This window comes from Streptomyces umbrinus, from assembly GCF_030817415.1.
In the GTDB taxonomy this organism is placed as follows: domain Bacteria; phylum Actinomycetota; class Actinomycetes; order Streptomycetales; family Streptomycetaceae; genus Streptomyces; species Streptomyces umbrinus_A.
In genome coordinates, this window is the sequence record NZ_JAUSZI010000002.1 from 6,868,049 (window position 1) to 6,892,247 (window position 24,199).

Sequence of the window (24,199 nt, forward strand, 5' to 3'; positions counted from 1 at the left end):
ACTACTTGCCCTTCTTCTTCGTCTTGAGGGATTCGGCGAGATCGTGATCGAGCTTGCCGAATTCCTCACCTATCTTGTTGATCATCTTCACGGCGCCCTGAGTGTGCTTGCCGAGCTGCTTGATGCCGTAGCCCCAGTCGTCGGCGAATTCGTGGACCTCCTCGACGAGTTGGCTTTGGCCGACCGCCGAGCCGTCGGCGCCACGGAGCGTGCGGCGCGCGGTGTCCATACGGTCGCTGATCGTCGAGAAGGTCTTCTTCAGGTCTTCGAAGACGGTGTCTTCGAGACGGAGGTCACTCATGTTGTGGTCCGGGTTTCGCGAGTGGTTGGTCAGTGGGGGGAGGGGAGAGCAGTGGTCTGCGCGAGCCGCGGCCGGCTCCGTGGGGTTTGAACCGGCCGCGAATGCCTTGCTCCGCTCAGCGGTTGACGGCTTGGGCTTCCTGGACGGTGATGTCCTGGACGGCCTCGATAGTGCCGTCGGGCAGGCCCACCGGGCCGCCCTGGCCGGTGCCGGTCCAGCTGATCTCCCAAGTGAGGGAGGCCTTGAGCGGGAAGGTTCCGCCATTGGACGAGCGCCCGTAGATGATGCCGCAGGGAGGTGTCTCGTGCGCCCTGCCCTTGGCGTAGGGCTCGCCGATCCTGCCGTCGACGATGGGGCATTCACCGTTGGCCGGGATGGTCGTGGCGTCCTCGGTTCCCGGGTCGAGGGTCAGCGACTTGGGAGTGGCGGTCGTGGTCGCCTCGATGTTGAAACCGGGGACGTTGATGGCTGCCGTCGCCTGGACCTCGTCGAAGGCCGCGTCGTCGAGCCAGGCCCAAGTCGGCAGGTTCACCTTGGTGATGGCCTCGGGAGCCAGCGTGACTTCGGTGTCGGGGAGCTCCATGTGCTGGTACGCGAGGGCAGCGAGCATCTCCGGAGTGATGGCCTCTTCGTACTGGGGCGGCGGGGCCTCGCCGTTCTCGACCCAGAAGGGCAGGTCGGTGCACGACTTCCGCTTGAGGTAGTCCGGCTCGTCGGGGTTCTCGACGCCGGCCCAGAACATCCCCTCGCCGTCCTTCTCGACGTTGTAGTCCTTGTAGCCGGGGTTGTCGGTCCAGCCGAAGGCGTCCTCGTAGTGGCGCTCCATCTCGCCGATGGCCGAGCCGGCGGTGCCGCCCATGCCGGGCGTGTTCTTCGAGGTGTCGATGTCCTTGGACATCTTCTTCTTGAAGTCCTTGGCGCCGAGGTAGGGGGCGTACCAGCAGGGCGGCGGCGTCCAGTTGACGTCGGACGAAGCTACGTTTCCGCTGCCGCCGCTCTTGGCGACGGCGCCGGAGTACTGGATGCGGGCTGCGGCGTAGATGCCGGTGTCGTCACTACCGCCGCCGGTGTCTTCCTTGCCGCCGCCCTTGCCGTAATCCACCGGTTCTGCTGCGGAGTTGGGGGCCGTGAGAATGAGAGAGCCGAACGCGATGGCCAGGGCGGTAATGCTGGTGCCGAGGGCTGCACGCGGTGATCGGTTCACTGGCACTTCTCCGCCCCCGTCTCGACGAACACCTTGGACGCCTGCCACAGCCCCTCACTCGTGGGGAGCTTGACCATGATGATCTTGTAGTAGCCGAAGTCCTTGATGCTGGGCTTGGCCTCCAAAACCTTCCCGGTCTCGACCTCTTTGCCGAGGAACTTTCCGGTGTCCGCGCAGAACGCGACCTCCACGGATTTGCCGTTCGGTGCGGACCGCGTAGTGGCGTCGTAGTGACGGCGGGTACCGGTGGCGGTCCAGCCACCCTTGATCCATTCGTTGATCTGCACCTTCGCGTAGTTGAGCCCCTCGCCGGTGGCGTAGGCGGTCACGGCCGCGTCCTTGGTCGTGCGCTTGTCGACGCCGCGGTAGATGGCCCGGAGGAAGTTGGCGGCGTCATCCATCGCCGCCGCCTCGTTCTTGTCCTTCGGCTTGTCCCAGTCGAAGATCAGATTCATGTCCTTGGGCAGAGACACGTCCACGCCGTCCGGCTTGTCCTCGGCCGGTGCCCCCGAGGGCTTCGCCGACTCCTTCGGCGTCTCCGCCCCCTGGTCGGCACCCGCGATCTTGTCGTTGTCGCTGGACTTGTCGTCCCCGCTTCCGCAGGCCGTCAGCAGCAGGGCCGCGGTCGCGGCGAGCGCGGCAGCAACGGGCAAAGAGCGGCGCTTCACAGTGATCTCCCCGTGAGACAAAAGTGCAGTCAAGAGCACTGACGGTATCCATGGGGCGATGGGTTTCGCTACCGCGAACTTCCTTACACGTTTGGGCGGATGGGGATGAATCGGGACAAGCGGAGGGTGCTTGTGGCCTGATCGTGTCTGGGTACACAGTGGCCCGAACGCGGGGCGGCGTTCGGGCCGGGAGGGTGTGATGGGCGTCGGCTGACACCCGTCGGGATCAGGCCTCCTGAGTCGTGGCCCGCTCCCGCGTCCGGCAGTGCGGGCATCTGCACGGCGGGTACGCCGACGTTCGCGGGGGCGGGTCGCCCCGACCGGCCGTCCGGACTTCGACCTTGCCCCGATCCCCGGTCACGGCGCCGCCAGCGTCGACCGTGTAGACGCGGAGGGTGAGGCGGGAGCGGCGGCGGGGAGCGGGCTCCGGGAGTTCCAGTACGTCGGTCATGGGTGGGTAGTGATCGGCGCACTCGGAGCATGCGTACACGTTGAAGCCCGGGCCCGTCGCCGCGTGCACCTCGTGGACGAGTGCCGGGTGGCTCGTCGTGCGGTGGCAGCGGGCGCACATCCGTACGGCAGGGCGCGTCATCGGGCGGTCACCGGGACGCCGTGGATGCGGTCCGGGCCGACGTCGATGCCTAGCGTGGCGAGATAGAGGGCGCGGCGGCGTTCGCGTTGGCGGCGGTGTTCGGCGGCGCGGCCACGGAGGACTCCGCTGAAGCGGGGCGGTGGGGTGGGGGTGAACCGGAGGGGCGGGATCACTCCGAGCCGGTGGCGGCCTCGGGGGCGGGGGGTGCAGATGCTCAGCATCCAGGCGAGGAGGTGGAGGGTAAGGTCCAGCACGTCGGCGCTCCTTCGAAGCGTTCGGCCACGCCCCGGGACGGTTGCCTCCGTCGCCGGGGTCTTTCACGCAAAGAGCCTACATTGCTGCGCATGTCAGTGCATAGCAGTACGCAGCAATAGGGCCATCGCTGCAGCTCAATGCTGTTTTACGGTGGTTGTTATGGCAGCAGAGACTGGCGATTCACCGATCGATCCCAACAAGATCGCGTACGTCTATATGCAGGTGGCCGACCACATTGCTGCCCGCATCGCCTCGGGCGACCTGAGCCCGGGAGCGCGGCTGCCCGGTGAGCGGGATCTCGGTACGGAGTACGGGGTCGCCTACCTGACCGCCCGCCGCGCGGTCCGCGAACTCCGCGAACGCGGCCTCGTCGTCACGCTCCCCGCGAAGGGCACCTTCGTCGCGTACCCCGAGGCCGACGAGCCCGCGGACGACGGCGACGAGGTCTAGGGACTCCGCTCGCCGCGTCCGGTGTCACACCGGCTGGACGTGGACGTCGACCGGGTTCAGCACGGCCAGATACGCCTCGATGTCCTCCGGGTCACTGGTGAAAATCACGGCGCTGCCGTGCTTCACGGCGGACAGGGCCACCCATGCGTCCACCGCGTCCGGCTTTTTCTTGGCGGGGAGCTCGGCTTCGCCCAGCGCTGTGCCGATACGGCGCCAGTCGGTGACGTCGGGGCCGGTCACGCAGGCGATGCATTCCGGGCGGCCGGCCTTCGTCCCGCGCACGGGCGGTTCGGACGCTCGGGCCTGCGGCACGGTGCAGTCCTTCAGGACGCCGGCCAGGGAATGGATCACTGCCGGACGTGGTCGCCACACCTGGGCAAGAACCGGGCCGAGAACTACCGCACGGTGAGGGGTGGCCCTGAGTCCGTTGTGCAGCGCGACGGCCTTGGCCTTGCGGTCTGTCAGGGCGATGAGCATTCCGGTGTCGTACACCGGGACTCGTACGTTCACGCGGCGTGCCCGGGCCGGGCGCTCGTGCGGTCATCGCCGTATACGAGGTTCAGGGCCGCCTCGACGTCGCGTCGTTCCTGCTCGGACAGCTCCGGTGCGGTCGCCTCCGTTTCGGGCGGAAGGGCTGCCGCTTCCGCCTCCGCGGCGGCGATGAGGGCGTCGACCCCGGAGAACTGTTCCTCTATGGCCTCGGTCTCCGCCATCTGCCGTGTCGCCGCGTGAACGAGGTACGCCGAGACGTCCAGGCCCGCCCGCTCGGCGTGCTGCCTGATGCGCTCCGCCTGATCCCGCTCAAGGCTGATGGTGATCCGCGTCCTGGTCATGGAATGCAGTGTATGACGCGTATTACGCCTTGCTCAAACAGACGCTGCGGCGCCCTCGTAGGCTTGCCCGCACATCAGTCCGTTTCGGAACCGGGGGAGATCAACCACATGGCCCGCTACATGGAGACGCTCACCATCGAGCGCGGCGGCTTCCGGATCAAGGTTCCGGAGTCGTGGTGGGAGTTCGACGTGCGGCCCGAGTCGCGGGACGACTCGATCCGGCGCATGGTGGCCGAACGGGTGGGGCAGCAGCCGGAGTTGGCCAAGTACAAGGACACGTACACCGCCTTCCTCCGGAAGGCCGCGGCGGACGCCTGGAAGTCGGGCGCGCTGTACTGCGGCTGCATGGCCGAGAGCTTCGGCGGCGACACTCCCATCACCGGCTCGATCACCGTCTCGCTCGTCGGCGGGCGTACGCAGGCCGGCGAGCCCCTCTCCACCGACCCGCAGGTCATCGCGAGCCAGCTCGCCGTGCGCGAGGCCAAGAAGGAGGGCGACGCGTGGCGGAAGGTCACGACCGTCGACATCCCGGGCGTCGGCACGGCCGCGCGGACGTACGGCATCGAGGACATCCCCGTACCCGACGACGCACTCAAGCGCACCATCCGCGCCGTGCTCATGCAAACGTTCATCCCCGTCCCGGGGCAGGAGGGCAAGGTCGCCCTCGTCGCGGGCAGCAGCCAGGTGCTCGACCTCGCCGACTCGTTCTTCGACATCTTCGACGCGATCACGTCGACGTTCCGCTTCGCGGAGTAGCGGAGCGGGGCGGCGGGGGGCAGTCGTAACCGTGCAGCCGCCCCCGTCGCCATCGTGACCTTTCCATCGAACGCCCGTACCCAGTAACTTCACTTGTGCGTATGTGTGGTTGACGGGGTTGGCGTGACGGGGGTTGCGGCGTGGCGGGTTATCGGCCGACGGACTGGCATGTGCTGGACCTGGAGAAGGATCCGACGCCGGGGGATCCGGACCGGGTCAAGTCCTTGGCGAAGAACCTGCACGACTTCGCCGACGACGTGCAGGACGCTCTGCGGCTGGTGAAGGGCATGGCGGATGAGGATGCCGTCCTGGCGATGGTGGGCAAGACCGCCGATGTGTTCCGGGACGAGTTCTCCGGCGTCCCGAAGAACCTGAAGAAGCTCAAGAAGTCGTACGACCTGGCCGGGGACGCGCTCGCGGCGTACTGGCCGCAGTTGGAACGCGCGCAGGCCCTCGCGGACAAGGCGCTGGCCCAGGGGCGGGAGGCGCAGGCCGATCTCTCCTCCGCCAAGTCCCGTCTCTCGTCCGCCGATTCATGGGTGACCCGCGCCAACAAAGAGGCCGACAAGTACAAGGACGACCCGGGGTCGGCGGGCAAGGACGTGCCGAAGCCGGACGAGTCCAAGGTCCGCGCCGCCACCCGCGACGCGCAGAGCGCCAAGGACGCCCACACCTCCGCCCAGTCCGACGTCACCACCGCGCAGAACGCGCTGGACGCGGCGAAGAAGATGGCCGGAGACGCGCGGAAGATGCGCGAGGACGCCGCCGGGGATGCCAAGCGGAAGCTGGACGAGGCGTCCGACGCGGGCATTCAGAACCGTAAGTGGTACGAGGAGGTCGGGGACTGGTTCGTCGACAACTGGGACACCATCGTCGCGGTCTGCAAGGTGGTCGTGGCCGTACTCGGCATTATCGCGATGATCATCGGTGGGCCGATTCTCGGCGCGATCGTCCTCATCGCCGCGCTCGTCGTCCTCGCCGACACCCTCAACAAATACATGAAGGGCCAAGCCTCCCTGTTGGATGTGGCCTTTGCCGCGCTGGACTGCATCCCAGGTATGAAGGGCCTGACTACTCTCGGCGGCCTGGCCAAGGGACTCAAGGGGCTCGGCAAGATTGGCCTCAAAGGCATGGCGCAAGGCCTGCGGGGTCTGGCGAAATCGCTCAGAGGTGGTGCGGGCGACCTGGCCAAGAGGGCAAAGGCGCTCGCAGGGCGCTGCCCGGGGGGTGACCCCATCGACATGGTCACCGGTGAAATGCTCATGTACGACACGGACGTCGAGCTTCCCGGGCTGCTGTCACTTGTCCTGCGGCGTACTCATATCTCCAGCTATCGAGAGGGCCGGTGGTTCGGGGCATCGTGGACGTCCACTCTGGACGAGCGAGTCGAACTGGACAGCCAGGGCGTGCTGTTCGCCGCAGAGGACGGCATGATCCTGGCCTATCCCGCGCCCCGGCCGAACGAACCGACCATGCCGCTGGAGGGTCCACGGTGGCCCTTGGAATGGGATGGTCCCGGCAGTGGCACGCTACGCATCGGTGACCCGGCCACCGGGGTAACGCGCCATTTCGCCGCGATTACCGAACCGCTCCCGGGCATGCCCTACACGATGTCCCTTTCCGCGGTGACGGATCGCAACGAGAATCGGGTCGACTTCGAGCGGAGCGCCGATGGAGCACCGGTCGGGGTTCGTCACTCGGGCGGTTATCACGTGGACGTCGAGACGACGGACGGTCTTGTGACCGGTCTGCGGCTGCGTGACGACGCGGACGAGAGCGGTGCGACGGCGCTCTTGAGCTACGGGTATTCGGCCGACCGGAATCTCACTGAGATCCGCAATTCTTCGGGATTGCCGTTCCGGTTCACTTACGACGATCAGGCACGCATCACCTCGTGGACCGACCGCAACGGCAGCTGGTACCGATTCGAGTACGACGACGAGGACCGCTGTGTCGCGGGCCGGGGGGCCGACGGGTTCCTGGACTGTGTGATCGCCTACCACCCCGGGCAGCGGACGACGACGTACACCGACTCACTCGGGCACGACACCCGGTACGACTACAACGAGCTCTTTCAGCTCACCGGTGTGACCGATGCCCTGGGGCGGCGGGAGTCGCTCGAGTGGGATCCTCACGGCCGCCTGCTCAAGCAGACTGATCCCGTCGGACGGGAGACGGCCTACACCTACGACGAGGCGGGCAACGTCACGTCCATCGTGGGGCCGGACGGTCGACGGGCCACCGCGGAGTACAACGATTGGCACCTTCCCGTTGTGACGGTCGGAGCGGACGGTGCTCGGCGTACCTACGCATATGACGACCGCGGAAACCGCACTGCCGTGACCGAACCCCGAGGCGCGGTGACCAGGTTTGCCTACGGTCAAAAGGGCGCGCTTGCCGGGATAACGGATCCGTTGGGTTCGACAGTGGTCATCGAGGCGAATGCCGTCGGACTGCCCGTACGGGTCATGAATTCCTCGGGCGCGGCAATGGATTACTCTCGGGACGCTTTCGGGCGGATCTCCGCGACCACGGATCCCCTGGGCGGCGTCACGCGTATCTCGTGGACCACGGAAGGAAAGAGACGGCAGCGAGTCGGTCCGGACGGCGGTGTGGAGTCCTGGAGCTGGGACGCGGAGGGAAACCTCCTTATGTACACCGACCCTGCCGGGGCGACGACGAGGTCGGAGTACTCGCATTTCGACCTGTTGGTGTCCAGGAGCGATTCCCTGAACGGGACACTCAGGTTCGACTACGACACCGAACTGCGGCTCGCCACGGTCACCAACAACCGGGGGCTCACCTGGAAGTACGGCTACGACGAGGTCGGTCGTCTGGTGGGGGAAGAGGACTTCAACGCGCGGTCCGTCGGCTATGTGCACGATGAGGTGGGCCGCCTCACCATGCAGATCAACGGTGCCGGCGAGGAGATCGAATACCTCCGTGACGTGAACGGCAACGTCGTTCAGAAGCGGGTCGGCGACTCGACCACGGTGTTCCGCTACGACGATGCGGGAATGCTGAGGGAGGCGGTCTCTCCCAGTGCCCGGATCTCGTTCGAGCACGACGAGTACGGGCGCGTCACCGAGGAGACGGTCAACGGCCGGACCAGCACCTTCGCCTACGACCTGGTCGGACGGCGCACGACGCGAGTGACCCCCTCCGGAGCCCGGAGCCGCTGGTCCTACGACGCCGACGGCCTGCCAAGTGAACTGGCGGCCTTCGGGCACGCCTTGAGTTTCGTGCACGATGCGGCGGGCAGGGAGGCGGAGCTCCGGCTGGACGACAGGGTCTCTGTGCGTCAGAGCTGGGACACGACGCATCGTCTCCGTCGGCAGATGATCGCCGCCGTGGGCGACGGCTCGGAACGAGGTGCCTCCGCCGCTGCCGTGATCGACCGCGAGTACCTCCACGGTGCCGCAGGCCTGGTGGGGACGACGGAGTTCCAGGACGGCGGCACACACTACGAGTTGGACGGCACAGGCCGGGTGACTTCGGTTCACGCGGAAACCTGGACCGAGAACTACGCCTACGACGCCTCCGGAAACCTGGCGTCCTCCGGGAGGACGGCCGAAGGGGGCGACGGCGGGACTTCGCAACAGTTCACCTATTCCGGAAACCGCCTGACCCGTGCCGATCGGACCACCTATGAGTACGACGCCCAGGGGCGCGTGGTCCGCCGTACCAGGAGAACCCTCTCCGGGGGCCGGAAGAGCTGGTCCTACACCTGGGATGCCGACGACCGGTTGACGCATGTGCTCACTCCGGACGGCGAGTACTGGCGTTATGCGTACGACCCGCTCGGACGCCGGATATCCAAGGAGCGGCTGAACCCTTCGGGCGGAGTCGACGAGGCGGTCTTCTTCGTCTGGGACGGAAACCGTCTGGCGGAGGAGATACGCGAGCGGGGAGCGGATCGTCGCACCAGCGTCACCTGGGAGTATTCGCCCGACAGTCACCGGCCGGTCGCGCAGGACCGGCGTGAGTGGATGCGAAAGGCGCCCCAGGAAGAGGTGGATCGCCACTTCCGGCTCATTGTCAGCGATCTCGCCGGAAGCCCGACCGAACTACTGTCACCCGAAGGCGAACTGACCTGGAAGAACAGTTCGTACCTGTGGGGAGAACTCCGGGATCCAGGTCGGCCGGCCGACGAATGTCCTCTCCGGTTTCCCGGACAGTACTTCGACGCGGAGAGCGAGCTTCACTACAACCACTTCCGCTACTACGACCCGTACTCGGCCCGCTATGTGTCGCCCGATCCTCTGGGGCTCATGGCCGGGGCGGATCACTACGCGTATGTCGTCAATCCGCTGACCTGGTCGGACCCTCTGGGACTCCAGTCCTGTCCCACCTTCAAGGGGCTTGCCTGGTTGACGGACAAGATGCTGGGGCGGCCGTCGTTCCGATACCAGCGTGTGGTCTCGGGCGTGGACTATGAACAGATCTGGAAGCTCTCGGACGGTCGTGCGGTGCACGTGGACGGCGGGCCGACAAGCGGCTGGATAATGGAAGCCAAATTTACCGGGGGCAGGGAGAGCGAGTGGGCCAAGTCCGCCTACAACCCTGAAAGCAAGTTCTACAACGAGCAGAAGATAACCGATCAGACGGCCAAACTCCTGGAGTTGAACGGCGGCCTCGGAGGAAAGGGCGTCCGTTATGCCATATCGAATGCCGCGGGTGCTGCGCACTTCCGAGAGGTGCTCGGCAATAACTTCCCGGAGGCAATCGCCAATGGTACACTGGCGGTCTTTCACGTGCCTGGTAACGGAATGAGCGGAATGAGTAAATGGTTGACGTGAGTGAGGAATTGAGCCGGCTGTCCGACCTTGAACAGCTCACAGGGCAGGCCGTGGAGTCAGTTCTCGTCGACCGCGGCTGGGCGGGTGAGCGCAGGAATCCGGCGAAGGAATGGGCGACCACCTGGAGCCGTGATGACGCCAGCGCGTGGATTCAGGGTGACGGGCCGTCCGTGGAAGTGGAGTTCACGCTCTGGTACCGCGAGGTCGAGGAGGAGTGGCCGGACCCCGACACGTACATGGACGAGCTGTACGACACCGCTGTCGCCGAACTTCCTCGTGTCGTGTCCCAACTCGAGTCCGGAACCCTCGGAGCCCGACTGGAGACCTCCGACGAGGATCTGACGGGTGGTGCGGACTTCATCCAGAACAAGGCATGGAGGATTTCGGGCAAGGTCCTGCTGGCTGGAGTCAAGCACGACGACACGGAGACGCCGGTGCAGCTTGTCGTGGTGCTGCGTGAATACAGCACGGGTGACGCAGCCGAAGATGAAGGCGAATGGCTCTGAACCCATGCCGGTACCGCGCGGGTCGTCTCGGCAGCGCGCCAACCCCCGGTGCGGCGCCCTGGATCAGGGCCGGCGGGCTTGTCCGGATCCTTCTTGCCGTGGGTCGGCGTGCAACTGCTGCTGGCCCGAGCGCCGGTACGTGCTCGGGCCGGCGCGCATCAGTCGAGCTTCGCGTTCTGCGCCTCGATCACGGCAGCCGCGAGCTTCACATCGCTCGGCCGTGACTCCGCGATCGCCCTGCCGTCCACCGAGAAGTAGACGGCGATGACGTCGTCGCGGCGTACGGCGGCCGAGTGGAGCGTGTGTGTGGCGCCCAGGACCGTCATCGTGGACTTGAAGGCGAGGGACTCGTCGCCCGCCTTGGTGGTCGGTTCCGCCGTGACCGAGTCGTACGGGCTGGTGCCGCTCTTCGACTTGGCGGTGAAGCCGTCGCCGCAGGAGGCCACCGCCTTGGAGAGGCCGGCCATGGCCGACTCCGCTCCGCCGTCCTCGTAGGTGGTGAGCGTGACGTAGGTGTAGCCGCTGTTGAGGCCGTCCTTCGAGACGGCGCGCGTGAGGTCGGCCTGGGCTTCGCCGAGCGGGAGTTGGTTCATCGCGTACGCCAGCGGGGCGCACACCTTCTTGTCGAGGGTCACCTCATCCGGTGACTTGGCGAAGACGAACTCGGCGGAGGGCTCGTTGACTTCGTGGTCGTCCACGTCGGCCTTCGTGATCACGATCTTCGCCAGACGTTCCGCCGGGCTCACCTCCTCGGCCCGGGAGGCAGTGGCTCCGGCCCCGGGCTTGTCGGCCGCGTCCGTCTTCGATTCGCCGCCTCCGCAAGCGGTCAGTCCGGTCAGTACGACGACGGAGAGCGCGGAGGCGGCGAGGGCGGATCGCTTCATGTGGGGGAGGGCTCCTTGAGTTTTCGCGAGGTGACGGATGGGGCCGTCGTCCGCGCGGCCGAAGATCGCTGGAGATCCTTCCACGCGCCTGCGGCACCCCTGCCCAACCCCCGTGAGCGAGTAGTGCAGACCTGATGGACGGAGCGTGACGAACACCCGTCGGAGCAGGGGTGGATGATTCGCTGGTGCACAGTGGCGGCCCCGTATGCAGGGCCTTCCTCGACCGGGAACCGAACGCCCCGCGTTGCGCGTGGATAACGTCGGGGCGTGTGAGATTCGAGGCCATGGGCGCGCCTTGAGGGGCTTATGCGCTGCTGATACGGTGCGATGACTTGACACTCATTCCGGCCATGGCTGTTCGACCAGGTCGGGCGGTACGCCCGGTGCGGTCGAAGTGTTCCAAGTGTCCTGAATGACGAAACCTTCTTGGGTGTACGGGGAGCGGTTGCGTGAAGATCCAGGAGCGTACGGGGGCGGGCAACAACCGTTCCGCTGCGCCGGTTCAGCCGACGATGGGGGAGCGCCTTCCCTCGCCGCCTCGCGAGCGCAAACCCGCGCTGGCCGCCCTCGCGGTCCTGCTGATCCTCGTGGGTGCGCTCGGGGCGACCATGCTGGTGCTGCGCGCCGGCGACCGTGTCGAGGTCGTCAAGGTGACGGCCGACATCCAGGCGGGCCAGCCCGTCGGCGGCCATGTGGAGTCGGTGCTGGTCGCGGACGACGCGGGGATCAACTACGTCCGGTGGTCCCAGCTCAAGACTCTGAAGAACCTCAAGGCCAAGTCCACGATCTACAAGGGCACCCTCGTCATCGGCGAGATGTTCGGCACCGAGGCCAGCCTCCCGGCAGGCAAGGCCGTCGTCGGTCTCTCCCTCAAGGAGGGGCAGTACCCCGAGGGCATCGAGCCGGGCGACCTCGTGGCCGCCTACCAGGTCGGCAACACCAGTTCCTCGAACACGGACGACGAGACGGGCACCGGTGCCGCGGGCAGCGGCAGTACTCCGATCGTCTCCGACGCGCGAGTCAACACCGTGCCCCCGACCACGAGCGACACCACCATCAGCAGCACCAACAAGCGTTACACGGTGACCGTCGACGAGAGCGATGCTGCCGCGCTGGCCCGCGCCGCCGCGGCGAACCAGGTCGCCCTCGTCAAGGTCCCCGGCAACTAGCGGCGAAGAGAGTCACACACACCATGGCCCTCATCGCCCTAGCCGCCGACAAAGGTTCCCCCGGTGTCACCACGGCGGCCGTCGCCCTCGCCGCCGTCTGGCCCCGCAGGGTGCTGCTCGCCGAGACCGACCCGGCCGGCGGCGACCTCGTGTACCGCAGTGCCGCCGCGCACGGCGGGCCGCTGAACCCGAACACCGGCATGCTGTCCATCGCCGCCACCGCCCGCCGTGGCCTCGTACCGGATCAACTCTGGGACCACGTACAGCCGTTGAGCGGTGGGCTCGAAGTGCTCGTCGGGCTCGGGAACGCCGAGCAGGCGGCCGGGCTCGCGGGGCTGTGGCCCACGCTCGGCCGGGCCTTCGCGCAGCTCGCCGACTCCCCGCACGCGCCCGCCGACGTCATCGCGGACTGCGGACGGATCAGCGGAGACACCCCGGCCGTCGAGATGTTCTCGCAGGCGGCCCTCGTACTCCTCATCTCCCGCACCGAGCCGGAGGCCATCGCGCGCGTACGCGACCGGGCCGCCACCCTCAGCGCCAAGCTGCACGGCGGAGCGCGCGGTGCGGCCGCTCTCGGCACACCCCTCATCGGGGTCGTCCTCATCACCGACCCGGGCGAGTCCGGCAAGCTCGTCCACCAGGTCAACGACATGCTGGTGGCCGCGCAGACCGGCGCCCGCGTCGTCGGCACGATCGCCGAAGACCCGGCAGGCGCCGACCAGTTGGCCGGCCGCAAGCGCGGACGGCTCGACAAGTCGCTGCTCATCCGCTCGGCGCGCAAGGTGACCTCGGACCTCTACCAGCAGTTCGGCGCGGCCTGGGCCGTACCGGCGGCCGGCGGTCCGAACGGTCAGCCCACCGCCGGAGCGGGCCGATGACGGCGGGGACGTACACGCGTAGGGCGGCAGCGGGGGGCGGGCGATGACCGCCGTCGACCACCAGCTGGTCAAGCGGTTCCGGCAGGAGGCCGGTGACCGTATCGCCGAGCAGCGCCGGCTCGACCAGGTCTCCGGCGTCACGCCAATGTCCAACGAGGACGAGCGGCACTACGCCCGTGCGGTGATAGCCCAGATACTGGAGGAGTACGCCCGTACGGAGATCAACTCCGGGCGTACGCCGCTGGACGCGGAGACCGAGGAGCAGTACGCGGCCGCCGTGCACGCCGCGCTCTTCGGCGTCGGGCGTCTGCAGCCCCTGCTGGACAATCCCGAGGTCGAGAACATCGACATCAACGGGTACGACCAGGTCTTCGTCGGCTACTCGGACGGGCGGGAGGAGAAGGGCGATCCCGTCGCCGAGACCGACGAGGAGCTCATCGAGCTGATCCAGATCCTCGGCGCGTACTCCGGTCTCTCCTCCCGGCCGTTCGACTCCGCGAACCCGCAGCTCGACCTGCGGCTGCCGGACGGGTCCCGACTGTCCGCCGTCATGGACGTGACCCGGCGCCCGGCGCTCTCCATCCGTCGTGCGCGTATGGGCAAGGTCTTCATGTCCGACCTCGTCGGCAACGGCACGCTCACCCCCGACATCGGGCACTTCCTCGCCTGCGCCGTCCGAGCCCGCAAGAACATCATGATCGCGGGCGCGACCAACGCCGGTAAGACGACGCTCCTTCGGGCGCTCGCCAACGAGATCCCGCCGCACGAGCGCCTCATCACCGTCGAGCGCGCCCTGGAGCTCGGCCTCGACCAGTTCGCCGATCTGCACCCGAACGTCGTGGCGTTCGAGGAGCGGCTGCCCAACTCCGAGGGCCAGGGCACCATTTCGATGGCGGAGCTGGTCCGGCGGTCGCTGCGAATGAACCCCTCGCGCGTCATCGTCGGTGAGGTCCTCGGCGACGAGATCGTGACCATGCTGAACGCGATGTCCCAGGGCAACGACGGCTCGCTGTCCACGATCCACGCCAACAGCTCCAGCGAGGTCTTCAACCGTATTTCCACGTACGCGCTCCAGGCCACCGAGCGGCTGCCCATCGAGGCCAGCCAGATGCTCGTCGCGGGCGCGGTGAACTTCGTCGTCTTCGTCCAGCGGCGCAACAACTACCAGACGGGCGGCCGACTCCAGCGCATGGTCACCTCCATCCGAGAGGTCAACGGCGTCGACGGGCGCGTCCTGTCCAGCGAGGTGTTCGCCGAGGCGGCGGACGGCCGGATCGTGCCGCACGCGCCTCTCGCCTGCCTCGAAGACCTGATCCAGCACGGCTATCGCCTGCCCGGCGGCGGGAACTGGGGGTGAGCTGACCATGAATCTCGACGGACTCGGCTCCATGGGCGGGCTGTTCTCGACCACCGTCCTGTACGCGCTCGCGTGCGGCATCGCCGTCGGCGGCGGTCTCGCGCTGTTCGCCGTCGCGGTCCGCGGACTGCCCGCCAAGCCCGAGCACGAGAAGCAGAAGGCGAGCGAACGGGCCTCCGAGCTCGTACGGTTCGCCGGCCGGCGCGGTTCGATCGCGGCCGGCGCCGGCATCGTCGTCCTGCTGCTCACACGGTGGGCCGTCGCCGGAATCGCGACCGCCGTCCTCGTCTTCTTCTGGGACAAGCTCTTCGGCGGCGCCTCCGAGGAGAAGTCCGCCATGCGCCGCGTGGAGGCCCTCGCCTCCTGGACCGAGTCGCTGCGCGACACCATCGCGGGCGCGGTCGGCCTGGAGCAGGCCATCCCCGCCTCCGCACGCGCCGCGGCACCGGTCCTGCGCCCGCACCTCGACGCCCTCGTCGACCGCCTCCGCTCCCGTACGCCGCTGCCGGAAGCCCTGCAGCAGCTCGCCGACGAGATCGACGACGCGTCCGCCGACATCATCGTGGCCGCCCTGATCCTCAACGCGCGGCTGCGCGGACCGGGTCTGCGGCAGGTCCTGGGCGCGCTGGCCAAGTCGGCGCGCGAAGAGGTCGACATGCGGCAGAGGGTCATGGCACAGCGCGCTTCGACCCGTCGCTCCGTACAGATCGTCGTCGCCGTCTCGGTCGCCTTCGTGCTCGGCCTGTCGATCTTCAACCGCGAATTCGTCGAGCCGTACGGCACGGCGGTCGGCCAGCTCGTACTCGCCTGTGTCTGCGGCCTGTTCGCGCTCGGCTTCGTATGGCTGCGCAAGCTCTCGACCATCGAGACGCCGGAACGCTTCCTGGTCCGGGACGAGGCGTCGGTCCAGTTCGTGCGTCCCCGTACGTCGTCGCCCACGCCGTCTCAGCCCCAGTCGTTGCCGGAGGAGGGGGTACGCCGATGAACTCGACCCTGACCATGCCCGTCGTGGTCGGCGCCGTCCTGGGCCTGGGCATCTACGCCCTCGTCCGCGCCCTGATGCCGTCCAAGCGCAGCGCGGTCTCGCAGGTCGCGCGCATCGACGCGATGCGGGCGCGGGGAGCGGCGTACGAGTCCTCGCACCGCACCGCCGACGCGGGGCGGATCGGGACCGTACGGGCCGGAGTCGGCGCGCGCGTCTCCGAGTTCTACATGCAGCAGGGCTGGGAGCTGCGGTCACTGCGGGCCGATCTGGCCGTGCTGGACCGGAGTTGGGAGAACTTCCTCGCGACGAAGGTGCTGCTGGCGGCGGCGGGGCTGTTCTTCGGCCCGTTCATGTTCGCCGTGGTCTGGACGCTCGGCTTCGGCAGCAGCCCCGTCATCCCGGTCTGGCTCGCGCTGATGTTCGCGACCATCTTCTTCTTCCTGCCGGACCTGGAAGTTCGCAGGGACGCGGCGGAGAAGCGACGGGACCTGCGGCGCGTGATCGGCGCGTATCTGGACCTCGTGTCGATGAGCCTCGCGGGCGGCCGGGGTCTCCCGGAGGCCCTGATGGCCGCCGCCGAGGTCTCCGACGGCTGGGCCACGCAGCGCATCCGTAATGCGCTCGCGGACGCCCGGATCACCGGCATCAGCCAGTGGCAGGCGCTCGGCTCGCTGGGCGAGGACCTGGGGGTGGAGGAACTGAAGGACCTCTCCGCCTCGTTGGCGCTGGTCGCGGACGACGGCGCGAAGGTGCGCGAGTCGCTCGCCTCCCGGGCCGAGACGATGCGGCACCGCGAACTCGCCGAGATCGAGGGCAGCGCGGGCGAGAAGTCCCAGTCGATGCTCGTCGCGCAGCTGCTGCTCTGCGCGGGCTTCCTCGTCTTCCTGATCTTCCCGGCGGCGATGCGTGTGTTCCAGGTCTGACTCCGGCACCGACAACTGCATCCTCGAACTGCTCTGAAATGACTCGAGAACTGTCTTGAGAGGACAACTCACCATGAACGGACGGAACTTCAGCACCGGGATCCCGGGGGTGGACTTCCTGATCACCTTCCTCCAGGGGCGGGTGCAGCGTGCCCGCTCCGGCGAGCTCGACCGTGGTGCGTCCGCGGTGGAGTGGGTCATCATCTCGGCGGTCGTCGTGGCGATCGTCGGTGTGGTCGCCGCGATCATCAACGCCGCGCTGAGCGACGGCGCCAACAAGGTCGGCGACTGCATCAAGGGCGCGGACGCGGGCAGCACCTGCTGATTCCGCTTCCGACTGTCTTCTCTCTCATATCTCTCATACGGGGTAACTGGTGAGCGTACGACGCTGGGTACGCCGCCGGGTGGAGGCCGCCTCCACCCGCGGCGACTCCGGCATGACCGCGATCGAGTTCGTGCTGCTCACGCCCGTGCTCTTCTTCATGATCTTCGCCACCGTGCAGTTCGCGCTGTACTTCTTCGCCGACCACGTCGCCCAGGCGGCGGCCCAGGCCGGCGCCCGCAAGGCCCGCGCGACTGCCGACGAACAGCCGGGCGCTTGGCGGGGCGAGGCACGGGACGTCGTCGACAGCTACATCGCGCAGTTGGGGCCGCAGTTGGTGCTCTCCCCGAACGTGGAGATGCTCCAGCCGGAGCAGAACACGGTGGGCGTGGAGATCACGGCGAAGGTGCCGTCGGTGTTCCCCGGGCTGGACCTCACGGTGCACGCGCAGTCGGTGGGGCCGGTGGAGCGGTTCGTCGAGGAGGACGGGAACTAGATGCGCGCTCTCGTACGCCGCCGGGTTCTGGCCCTGGTCCTGGCCGTTCGTGGCAGCCGCGGTGGCGGCGACCGTGGGCTGTCCACCGTCGAGGTGGTGATCCTGGCGCCGGTGATGATCCTCTTCATCCTGGTGCTGGTGGCTTTCGGACAACTGGTGGACGGACGAGGGGCGATCGACGGGGCGGCCAGGGACGCGGCTCGATCCGGGTCGCTCCAGCGGGATGTGGCCTCGGCGATGGCGGAGGCGCAGAAGGCGGCGGACGCCGACCTGGCGGACGTCTGCTCCGGCGCGGTGACGGTGAACAAGACGAGCGCCGGTTTCGAGGACGCCGACCTGTTCACGGTCGAGGTCAGCTGCGAGGTACGCGGCCTGGCCATGCTCGGCCTGGATGTCCCGACCCGGCTGACGGCGTCGTTCACCTCGCCGCTGGACCCTTTCAAGAGGAAGGCGTGACGGGGCGGATGGGGGTGCTGATGGATACGGCCGGACGCGTCGCAGGAGCCGTACGCTCCTGGACGGACGCACGCCGCGCACGCCTCGACGACCGGGGGTCGGGCGCCGGAGCGGTGATCATCTTCGCGCTCGTGTTCCTGTCGCTGTCGGCCTTCGTCATCGACGGCGGCCTGTCCATCTCCAAGCGCGAGCGCGCCGCCGACATCGCGGAACAGGCCGCCCGCTACGCCGCCCAGGACGTGGACCTGGAGGAGCTGTACGAGAACGACGGCGGCGGCGCCCCCATCCTCTTCGAGAACTGCGGCGCCCGGGTCAAGGCCTTCGCCCAGGAAATGGGCATGACCGGCGCGGACATCGCCGCCACCCACTGCGTCGCCGCCAACGCCGACGAGGTCGAGGTGGAGGTCCAGCTCACGTACTCGCCGGTCTTCACGGGGATGTTCTACGGCGGGGACGTGACCGTCCGGGGGCGGGCGGTTGCCGAGAACGAGGTCGGCTGACGGAGTGGGCCGACGGGGTCGGCCGACGAGGCGGGCCGACGGCGTGGGTGGCGAGGCCGGCTGAGGCTCGGGCGCTCGCCCACGCGGGCGGGACGGCCTACTTGCCGCCGCCGCCCTCCTTGCCGCCCTTGCCGTCGGACTTCACGCCCTCGGAGACCTGCTTGGCCAGGTCGTCGTCCAGCTTCTTGAACTCCCGGACGATCGCCTCGGACATCTGGGCCAGCGCGTCGAGCTGCTGGTTGATGTCCTCGCGGCCGTCCTCCCAGTTGGACTCGAAGTCCTCCAGCTTGTCGTAGACGCCGCCGTCGCCGATGTCGTCCTTGTAGGACTCGAAGAGCTTCTTGGTGTGGTTCATCCGCGTCTTGATGTCACGCAGCCGGGTGCCGTAGTCCTCCAGCTCACTGAGCGGCAGCGCGAGGTCGGGCTTGCCCATGTGCGTTCCCCCTGTGGTGTCCGTGCCTCGGCGGCTTGTGCCTGTGCAAGTGATGTCTACACGAAACGGAAGGTACCCGTCACCGCGTCGAAGATGTCGTGGAATGCCTCGGCCAGGTCGAGGACCGGGCTGGCACAGGAGACGAGCACGACATGGTCGGCGGTTCCGGGGACCGGGATGTACGTCTGGGTCAGGATCATGCGCAGGGTGCGGGTGTCGCCCTTGGCCACGTGCACGTCCTCGACGCCGTACGCGCGGGCGGCAGGGCCGACTTCGGGTATCTCGACGGTCGTTACCCTCCGCCAGGCGTCGTTCTCGCGGCGGGGCGTGATCGTTCGAAGACTGTCGGCGATGGCGCGCGGGTCGGTGGAGAGGGCCGATCCCTGCATGCTCCTCGCCCCCAGGACGGACACCGTGCCGTCGCAGACAGGGGCACACCCTCGACGTTCTCAGTCATGCAGCCCGTGCAGAGCGCACCGGAGTCGTGGGCGTCCTTGGCCATTCTGCGGAGCAGGTTCGTCATGTCGGTGCGGTAAGGAGCAAGTTCGGGAGCCTCACGTCCCCGCTCATCCGCCAGCCTGCGGATGGTCGCGTCCCGTCCCTCGGGGCGGATGTTGAACTCCCACCAGGTTTCCGGTACCGACAGCGAAATGCCAACCGGGGTGACAGCGGAGCTCTGCCGGTCCTGCTTCGACCGGGCGACAGGGACCCCGGACCAATCGTCCAAGCTCGGCTGCGCCCTCCCACCTCCCACCGGAGATTCTCCGTCCACAGGTGAACTCATCGCTTCGCCACCGCCGCACCCGCGTGCTGCATTCGATGCTGCGTCAGACAGAGCGTGGCTGATGTTCGTTGTCGAGGCGCGTCTCTGTGTCTCTGCATATGTCATTCCGCTATGCCGTACGGATCGGCATTGATCGCAGGCGCGGCTTGAGGTGTCCGTGCCCTGGCGGTCTGCAGGAGATGTTCCGAGTCACGGGCCTCGCGTGCCCGCCGACCGGCGTGTCCGGGTGTCGGCAAAGGCTGGTACTGGTCGTCGGGTGCCGGACATGGAAATTGACTTTGGGGGAACGGACATGCGTTCGAATCTTGCATGGTGGATGCTGCGTGGATCCAGTGCCCAACGGGGCCGCTGGTGTTCACTTTCCCTGGGGGGGAAATGTCGCATTCACGTCTACGCGGCCATGCGCAGTTCGGGCCCAGACACGCTCTGGTGGCGGCCGTGGCCGCACTGTCGCTGGCCGCGGCCGCTGCTCCGGCCCTCGCCGATCCGGTCACCGAGCCGGCGGATCCCAAGCCCGTCTCCGCCTGGGGCAAGGGCGGCACCCCGGCGAAGATGCCGGAGGTGAAGGTCGGCGAGACCAGGCCGACGGCCCCGGTCCCCGAGGCACCGCTGACCTCGGAGCGCGCCGAGTGGCGCGAGGCCCAGGAGCAGCGCGCCACCACCACATCCGCCGCCGAGCGTTCGGCCGGCACGGCCGCCGTCGCGGACGAGGCGGCGCTGGCCGCCTACGTGCCCGAGGGCCAGGGCGACGTGCCCTGGCACGAGACCACCGACTTCCGCATCACCGACTCCCTGGTCGCGACCGTCGACTACTCCAACGGCAACCTCAGACTCGCCGGCACGGACTTCGACGTCGCCGGCGCGGGCCAGAAACTCGGGCTGGCCCGCACCTACAACTCCCTGGACGCCCCCTGGGGCAAGGTCTCCCAGCGCTGGTGGCAGACCTACGAGCGCTACGCGCAGATCAGCGCCACCGATGTCGTCATCTACGACGCGACCGGCAACTCGCTCACGTTCACGAAGAACCCCGACGGCACGTACAAGACGCCGACCGGCTACTCGAAGGACCTCAAGGCCGGCACGAACGGCACCTTCACCCTCACCGACCGGAAGTCGGGGGTGAAGGACACCTACAACGCCTCGGGCACCCTGACGAAGGTCACGGACAAGAACGAGGGCGTCATCACCGTCGACCAGCACGACGAGGGCACCGAGCACAAGGGCTTCAAGATCACCGAGACCCGCTCGGGCCGCTGGGTCGACCTGCTCAGGACCAACGCCTCGCAGTGGCAGGCCAAGGACCACACCGGCCGTACCGCCGTCTTCGACCTCAACCCGGCCGGCGATCTGGCGAAGACAACGGACACCGAGGGCAAAGCCACCGTCTTCGGCTACGACTCCTCCCGCCGCCTCACCAAGATCACCACCCCCGAAGGCCGCGTCACCGTCTTCACCTACGACGCCGCCAACCGCGTCATCTCCATGCTGCGCGCCACTCAGCTCAACGGGGCGCCGACGGGGCCGACGTACACCTACGCCTACAGCGCCACCGACCCCAAGGCGGCCGGCACCACCACGGTCACCGACCCCGAGACCAACCCCACGAAGTACGTCCACGACGCCAACGGCCGGATGGACAACGTCACCGACGCCCTCACCCACTCCCGCCCGCGCAGCTACGACGCGAACAACAACATCGAAAGCGCGACCGACGCGTCGGGTGTCGGCGGTCCCGGCGGCGTCGGCCAGGTCACCAAGTACGAGTGGGACGCACGGAACAACAACCTCTCCGCCACGCTGCCCACCGGGGCGAGCGCTGTCACCTCGTACCAGACCGTGGCGGGCACCGACCTGCCCGGCACCCTCACCACTCCGGACGGGGACAAGACCACCAACGACTACGACACGGCCGGCAACATCCTGTCGATCGCCACGAGCGGGAGTGCGGGCCGCACGGACACCTTCGAGTACAACAAGGCCACCCCGACCTGCGGCGGCTTCGAGGGCCAGCGCTGCAAGGCCACGACGAAGCTCACCGCGTCGAAGTCGGTGAGTACCGCCTTCGAGTACGACACCCAGGGCAACCTCAGGAAGGTCACCCCGCCCGCACCGCTGAACACCACCCCCACCGCCTACACCTACGACGCCCTGGGCCGCACCGAAACCGCCGTCGACGGCCGCGGCATCAAGTCGGTGTACGTCTACGACGACCGTGATCGCGTCAAGACGGTCTCCACGACCAACACCACCGTCACCTACACCTACGACGGCGACGGCAACCTCAAGCAGCGCACCGATGACATCGGCACGGTGAAGTACGACTTCGACCCGCTCTCCCGCGAGACGGTGCGCACCCTTGCCGACGGCTCCCAGACCGTCCTGGCCTACACGCCGGCCGGGAACGTCGACACGTTCACCGACCCCACCGGCACGATCGACTACACGTGGGATGCGGCGAACAACCTCAAGTCCCTCAAGGACCAGGCCGGCCGCACCACCGCCTACGAGTACGACAAGAACGACTTCCGCAAGAAGACGACCTACCCCGGCGGCACTGTCCAGGCGGTGGAGCCGGACGAGTCGGGCCGCCCCAAGACGATCAAGGCCACGTCGTCCAAGGGCACCCTGGTCAGCCTTGCTTACACCTACAAGTACGGCGCCGACAAGGACGGGTCGAAGATCCGCACCTCGACCGACGCGGCCTCCGGCATGAAGACGACGTACACCTACGACACCGCGGGCCGTTTCCACTACGCCAAGGAGGAGAAGGGCACCACGCTGAACTCCTCCTGGCAGTACTGCTACGACCTGGCCGGGAACCTCACCTCCCAGGGCATCGACCCCGGCTGCCCCCGCGGCACCACCTACACCTACAACGACGCCCAGCAGCTCACGTCGAAGAACGGCTCGACCGCGAACTGGTCCTACGACAAGGCCGGCAACGAGACGGCAGGCGCCTCCACCCCTGAGGAAACCCGCACCGCTGAGAAGTGGTCGGACTTCTCCCAGCTCACCTCACTCACCGTCGGCGGCAAGACCTACGCCGGCGAGTACGGCTCCACCGACTCCAGCGAACGCCACCGCCTGGGCGACACCTACTTCCACCCCGGCCCCACCGGCCTGGCGGCGGAGTCAACGGCCGGTGTCGACACAGGATTTGTTCGTGAGCCTGCGGGCACGCTGAACTCCATGACCCGCAGTGGCCAGGCGTACTACTACCTCACCGACGCCCTCGGCTCCGTCGTCGCACTCGCCGACGAGACGGGTACGAAGGTGAACTCGTACTCCTACAGCCCCCGCGGCGTCATCCGAGCGGCAACCACGGAGAAGGCCGGCGTGAGCCAGCCCTACCGGTTCGCCGGCGGCCACCAGGACCCCACCGGCCTGTACCACCTCGGTGCCCGGTACTACGACACCAACATCGGCCGCTTCACCCAGACCGACCCCTCCGGCCTGGAGAAGAACCCCTACCTCTACGCCGACGGTGACCCCGTCAACAGAATCGACCCGACGGGGTTGTGGGACTGGGCCAAGTTCACGAGTAAGACCGTCGGCACGGGAGTTGCTGGTGCGGGCGGGGGCTGCGCCGCGGGGGCTCTCGCAACGATTTGGGGAGGCCCCACGGCCCTGGCCGGCTGTGGCATGGGGGCCGCCACTGGCGGGGCAGGTGGCCTGATCACTGGGGCCGTTGACTACACCTGGTCAGAAATATTCGGCTGAGCCGGTGCCTCACGATAAGAAGTAGGGGAAAATGGATCCAATCTGGATTGTCGCACTCATCGTGGGTGCAGTAATCGGAGGGCTCACGGTTGTATTCATGGGCCGGAGGCGTTGAACGAGTAGCCATCCGCATACGCTCCCGAAGCGGCGAGATTTCATTCGGTTCCGCAAGGGGTCTCCGTAAACAGTAATCAAGAAGTGATGGTGGGCTAAGGGCATTGGAATGTGCCGCTTGGCTCGCCATCGCATTTTCCGTGAGCCTGCGGGCGCGCTGAACTCCATGACCCGCAGTGGCAAGGCGTACTACTACTGCTCAGGTTGAACCGGCGGTGTCCGGTGCTTCGATCATGGCGGTTCGATGATCAATCCGGTTCCAGTGAGGCAGTCGTCGATCAGGTCGCGGTAGTCCTGCCAGGCGAACGTCTTCTTCTCGCCCCGGCGGCCGTGGCAGATGTGCAGGGTGTAGAAGAGACGGGTGCGATGGGCTCTACCAGCGACCACACCTCCGCCTTCCACACCGCGATGGCTCCCGTGTCCCGCTCCAGGGCCCGGCGGACGGGAACCTGCGCAGTCCAGCCGTGGCGGCGCATCAGCTTCCACACGCCCTGGATCGTGTACCCCACGTGGAACAGCCGGCCGATCAGCAACTTGATCCGTTTCAGGGTCCAGTCCCGGCTATCGTCCTTCCAGCCGTACGCGAGCGGGCCGCGCCTCAACTCCCGCTCCAGCCGCTCCCATTGCGCACCGCTCAGTCTCTCCACGGCCATCGGACCGCGGGACCGCAAAGCATTCGGCTCGCCCGTGCGCCACGCGTGGCGCCGGCGTCGCACCGAGCGCGCGGTGACCCGCAGCTCCCGCGCGATGTCCTCGATACGATCCCCGCGCGCGAACCGCTGAGCCACCTCCCGCCGCAGCAGTTCCCGCTTCT

At 67.7% G+C, this 24,199-nt stretch carries 24 protein-coding genes and 2 pseudogenes; 14 read left to right on the top strand and 12 right to left on the bottom strand.

What is annotated here, in order from left to right; translation table 11 throughout:
- Position 1: 1 nt before the first annotated feature.
- From QF035_RS30345 to QF035_RS30365, 5 genes are all read right to left on the bottom strand, one after another.
- Entirely contained in the window at positions 2–301 is a 300-nt protein-coding gene (locus QF035_RS30345; protein WP_307523682.1) for a hypothetical protein, read from the bottom strand.
- Positions 302–416: 115 nt separating this feature from the next.
- Entirely contained in the window at positions 417–1,505 is a 1,089-nt protein-coding gene (locus QF035_RS30350) for a hypothetical protein (RefSeq protein WP_307523683.1), read from the bottom strand.
- Complete coding sequence (locus QF035_RS30355) at positions 1,502–2,173, bottom strand: hypothetical protein (RefSeq protein WP_307523684.1); 672 nt, start codon at positions 2,171–2,173, stop codon at positions 1,502–1,504. The genes QF035_RS30350 and QF035_RS30355 overlap by 4 nt, the downstream gene beginning before the upstream one ends.
- A gap of 226 nt (positions 2,174–2,399) precedes the next feature.
- Complete coding sequence (locus QF035_RS30360) at positions 2,400–2,765, bottom strand: hypothetical protein (protein WP_307523685.1); 366 nt, start codon at positions 2,763–2,765, stop codon at positions 2,400–2,402.
- Complete coding sequence (locus tag QF035_RS30365) at positions 2,762–3,019, bottom strand: hypothetical protein (protein WP_307523686.1); 258 nt, start codon at positions 3,017–3,019, stop codon at positions 2,762–2,764. Before QF035_RS30365 ends, QF035_RS30360 begins: the two co-directional genes overlap by 4 nt.
- Before the next feature lie 160 nt (positions 3,020–3,179).
- Between QF035_RS30365 and QF035_RS30370 the strand changes: the two genes are divergently transcribed.
- Entirely contained in the window at positions 3,180–3,470 is a 291-nt protein-coding gene (locus QF035_RS30370; RefSeq protein ID WP_307523687.1) for a winged helix-turn-helix domain-containing protein, read from the top strand.
- A gap of 24 nt (positions 3,471–3,494) precedes the next feature.
- Here QF035_RS30370 and QF035_RS30375 read toward each other — a convergent pair whose 3' ends face one another.
- Positions 3,495–3,980 (bottom strand): hypothetical protein, encoded by a 486-nt coding sequence (locus QF035_RS30375; protein WP_307523688.1) that lies wholly within the window; start codon positions 3,978–3,980, stop codon positions 3,495–3,497.
- A complete protein-coding gene (locus QF035_RS30380; RefSeq protein ID WP_307523689.1) occupies positions 3,977–4,303 on the bottom strand; it encodes a plasmid mobilization protein in 327 nt (108 codons plus the stop codon). The genes QF035_RS30375 and QF035_RS30380 overlap by 4 nt, the downstream gene beginning before the upstream one ends.
- A gap of 108 nt (positions 4,304–4,411) precedes the next feature.
- On the opposite strand from QF035_RS30380, the gene QF035_RS30385 reads away from it, so the two are divergent.
- From QF035_RS30385 to QF035_RS30395, 3 genes are all read left to right on the top strand, one after another.
- Positions 4,412–5,059: a hypothetical protein gene (locus QF035_RS30385; RefSeq protein ID WP_307523690.1), complete on the top strand. Its 648-nt coding sequence runs from the start codon at positions 4,412–4,414 to the stop codon at positions 5,057–5,059.
- 140 nt (positions 5,060–5,199) lie between these two features.
- Positions 5,200–9,858, top strand: coding sequence for a DUF6531 domain-containing protein (locus tag QF035_RS30390; RefSeq protein WP_307523691.1), 4,659 nt, complete (start codon positions 5,200–5,202; stop codon positions 9,856–9,858).
- Positions 9,855–10,364, top strand: coding sequence for a hypothetical protein (locus QF035_RS30395; protein WP_307523692.1), 510 nt, complete (start codon positions 9,855–9,857; stop codon positions 10,362–10,364). Before QF035_RS30390 ends, QF035_RS30395 begins: the two co-directional genes overlap by 4 nt.
- Positions 10,365–10,522: 158 nt before the next feature.
- Here the strand turns inward: QF035_RS30395 and QF035_RS30400 are convergent, their stop codons facing one another.
- Positions 10,523–11,248: a hypothetical protein gene (locus tag QF035_RS30400; RefSeq protein WP_307523693.1), complete on the bottom strand. Its 726-nt coding sequence runs from the start codon at positions 11,246–11,248 to the stop codon at positions 10,523–10,525.
- 449 nt (positions 11,249–11,697) lie between these two features.
- Here QF035_RS30400 and QF035_RS30405 point away from each other — a divergent pair, with 449 nt between their 5' ends.
- The 9 genes from QF035_RS30405 (at position 11,698) to QF035_RS30445 (ending at position 18,334) form a co-directional block, all read left to right on the top strand.
- On the top strand, positions 11,698–12,417 hold the full coding sequence (locus tag QF035_RS30405) for a hypothetical protein (protein ID WP_307523694.1): 720 nt from the start codon (positions 11,698–11,700) through the stop codon (positions 12,415–12,417).
- Positions 12,418–12,440: 23 nt separating this feature from the next.
- Positions 12,441–13,295, top strand: coding sequence for a hypothetical protein (locus QF035_RS30410; RefSeq protein WP_307523695.1), 855 nt, complete (start codon positions 12,441–12,443; stop codon positions 13,293–13,295).
- A gap of 43 nt (positions 13,296–13,338) precedes the next feature.
- On the top strand, positions 13,339–14,652 hold the full coding sequence (locus QF035_RS30415; protein ID WP_143643498.1) for a CpaF family protein: 1,314 nt from the start codon (positions 13,339–13,341) through the stop codon (positions 14,650–14,652).
- A 31-nt stretch (positions 14,653–14,683) separates the two neighbouring features.
- Positions 14,684–15,637: a type II secretion system F family protein gene (locus QF035_RS30420; RefSeq protein ID WP_307531537.1), complete on the top strand. Its 954-nt coding sequence runs from the start codon at positions 14,684–14,686 to the stop codon at positions 15,635–15,637.
- Positions 15,634–16,560, top strand: coding sequence for a type II secretion system F family protein (locus QF035_RS30425; RefSeq protein ID WP_307523696.1), 927 nt, complete (start codon positions 15,634–15,636; stop codon positions 16,558–16,560). The genes QF035_RS30420 and QF035_RS30425 overlap by 4 nt, the downstream gene beginning before the upstream one ends.
- Positions 16,561–16,633: 73 nt before the next feature.
- Positions 16,634–16,885: a hypothetical protein gene (locus QF035_RS30430; protein ID WP_055610899.1), complete on the top strand. Its 252-nt coding sequence runs from the start codon at positions 16,634–16,636 to the stop codon at positions 16,883–16,885.
- 112 nt (positions 16,886–16,997) lie between these two features.
- A complete protein-coding gene (locus QF035_RS30435) occupies positions 16,998–17,378 on the top strand; it encodes a TadE family protein (protein WP_269651866.1) in 381 nt (126 codons plus the stop codon).
- Positions 17,379–17,834 carry a TadE family protein gene (locus tag QF035_RS30440; RefSeq protein WP_307523697.1) on the top strand — a complete coding sequence of 152 codons (456 nt, stop codon included), beginning with the start codon at positions 17,379–17,381 and terminating at the stop codon, positions 17,832–17,834.
- Positions 17,835–17,854: 20 nt separating this feature from the next.
- Positions 17,855–18,334, top strand: coding sequence for a pilus assembly protein TadG-related protein (locus QF035_RS30445; RefSeq protein ID WP_307531540.1), 480 nt, complete (start codon positions 17,855–17,857; stop codon positions 18,332–18,334).
- 97 nt (positions 18,335–18,431) lie between these two features.
- Here the strand turns inward: QF035_RS30445 and QF035_RS30450 are convergent, their stop codons facing one another.
- Positions 18,432–18,767, bottom strand: coding sequence for a hypothetical protein (locus QF035_RS30450; protein WP_307523698.1), 336 nt, complete (start codon positions 18,765–18,767; stop codon positions 18,432–18,434).
- Between the two features lie 56 nt (positions 18,768–18,823).
- Positions 18,824–19,344: pseudogene (locus QF035_RS30455) on the bottom strand (hypothetical protein).
- 582 nt (positions 19,345–19,926) lie between these two features.
- Between QF035_RS30455 and QF035_RS30460 the strand changes: the two are divergent.
- Positions 19,927–23,271, top strand: a complete 3,345-nt coding sequence (locus QF035_RS30460; RefSeq protein ID WP_373466750.1) for an RHS repeat-associated core domain-containing protein — start codon at positions 19,927–19,929, stop codon at positions 23,269–23,271.
- Between the two features lie 392 nt (positions 23,272–23,663).
- Here the strand turns inward: QF035_RS30460 and QF035_RS30465 are convergent, their stop codons facing one another.
- The gene (locus QF035_RS30465) at positions 23,664–24,038 is read right to left on the bottom strand and encodes a helix-turn-helix domain-containing protein (protein ID WP_444968457.1); all 375 of its coding nucleotides are present in this window, start codon (positions 24,036–24,038) and stop codon (positions 23,664–23,666) included.
- 81 nt (positions 24,039–24,119) lie between these two features.
- Positions 24,120–24,173: pseudogene (locus QF035_RS56295) on the bottom strand (hypothetical protein); the annotation flags it as partial.
- Between the last annotated feature and the right edge of the window lie 26 nt (positions 24,174–24,199).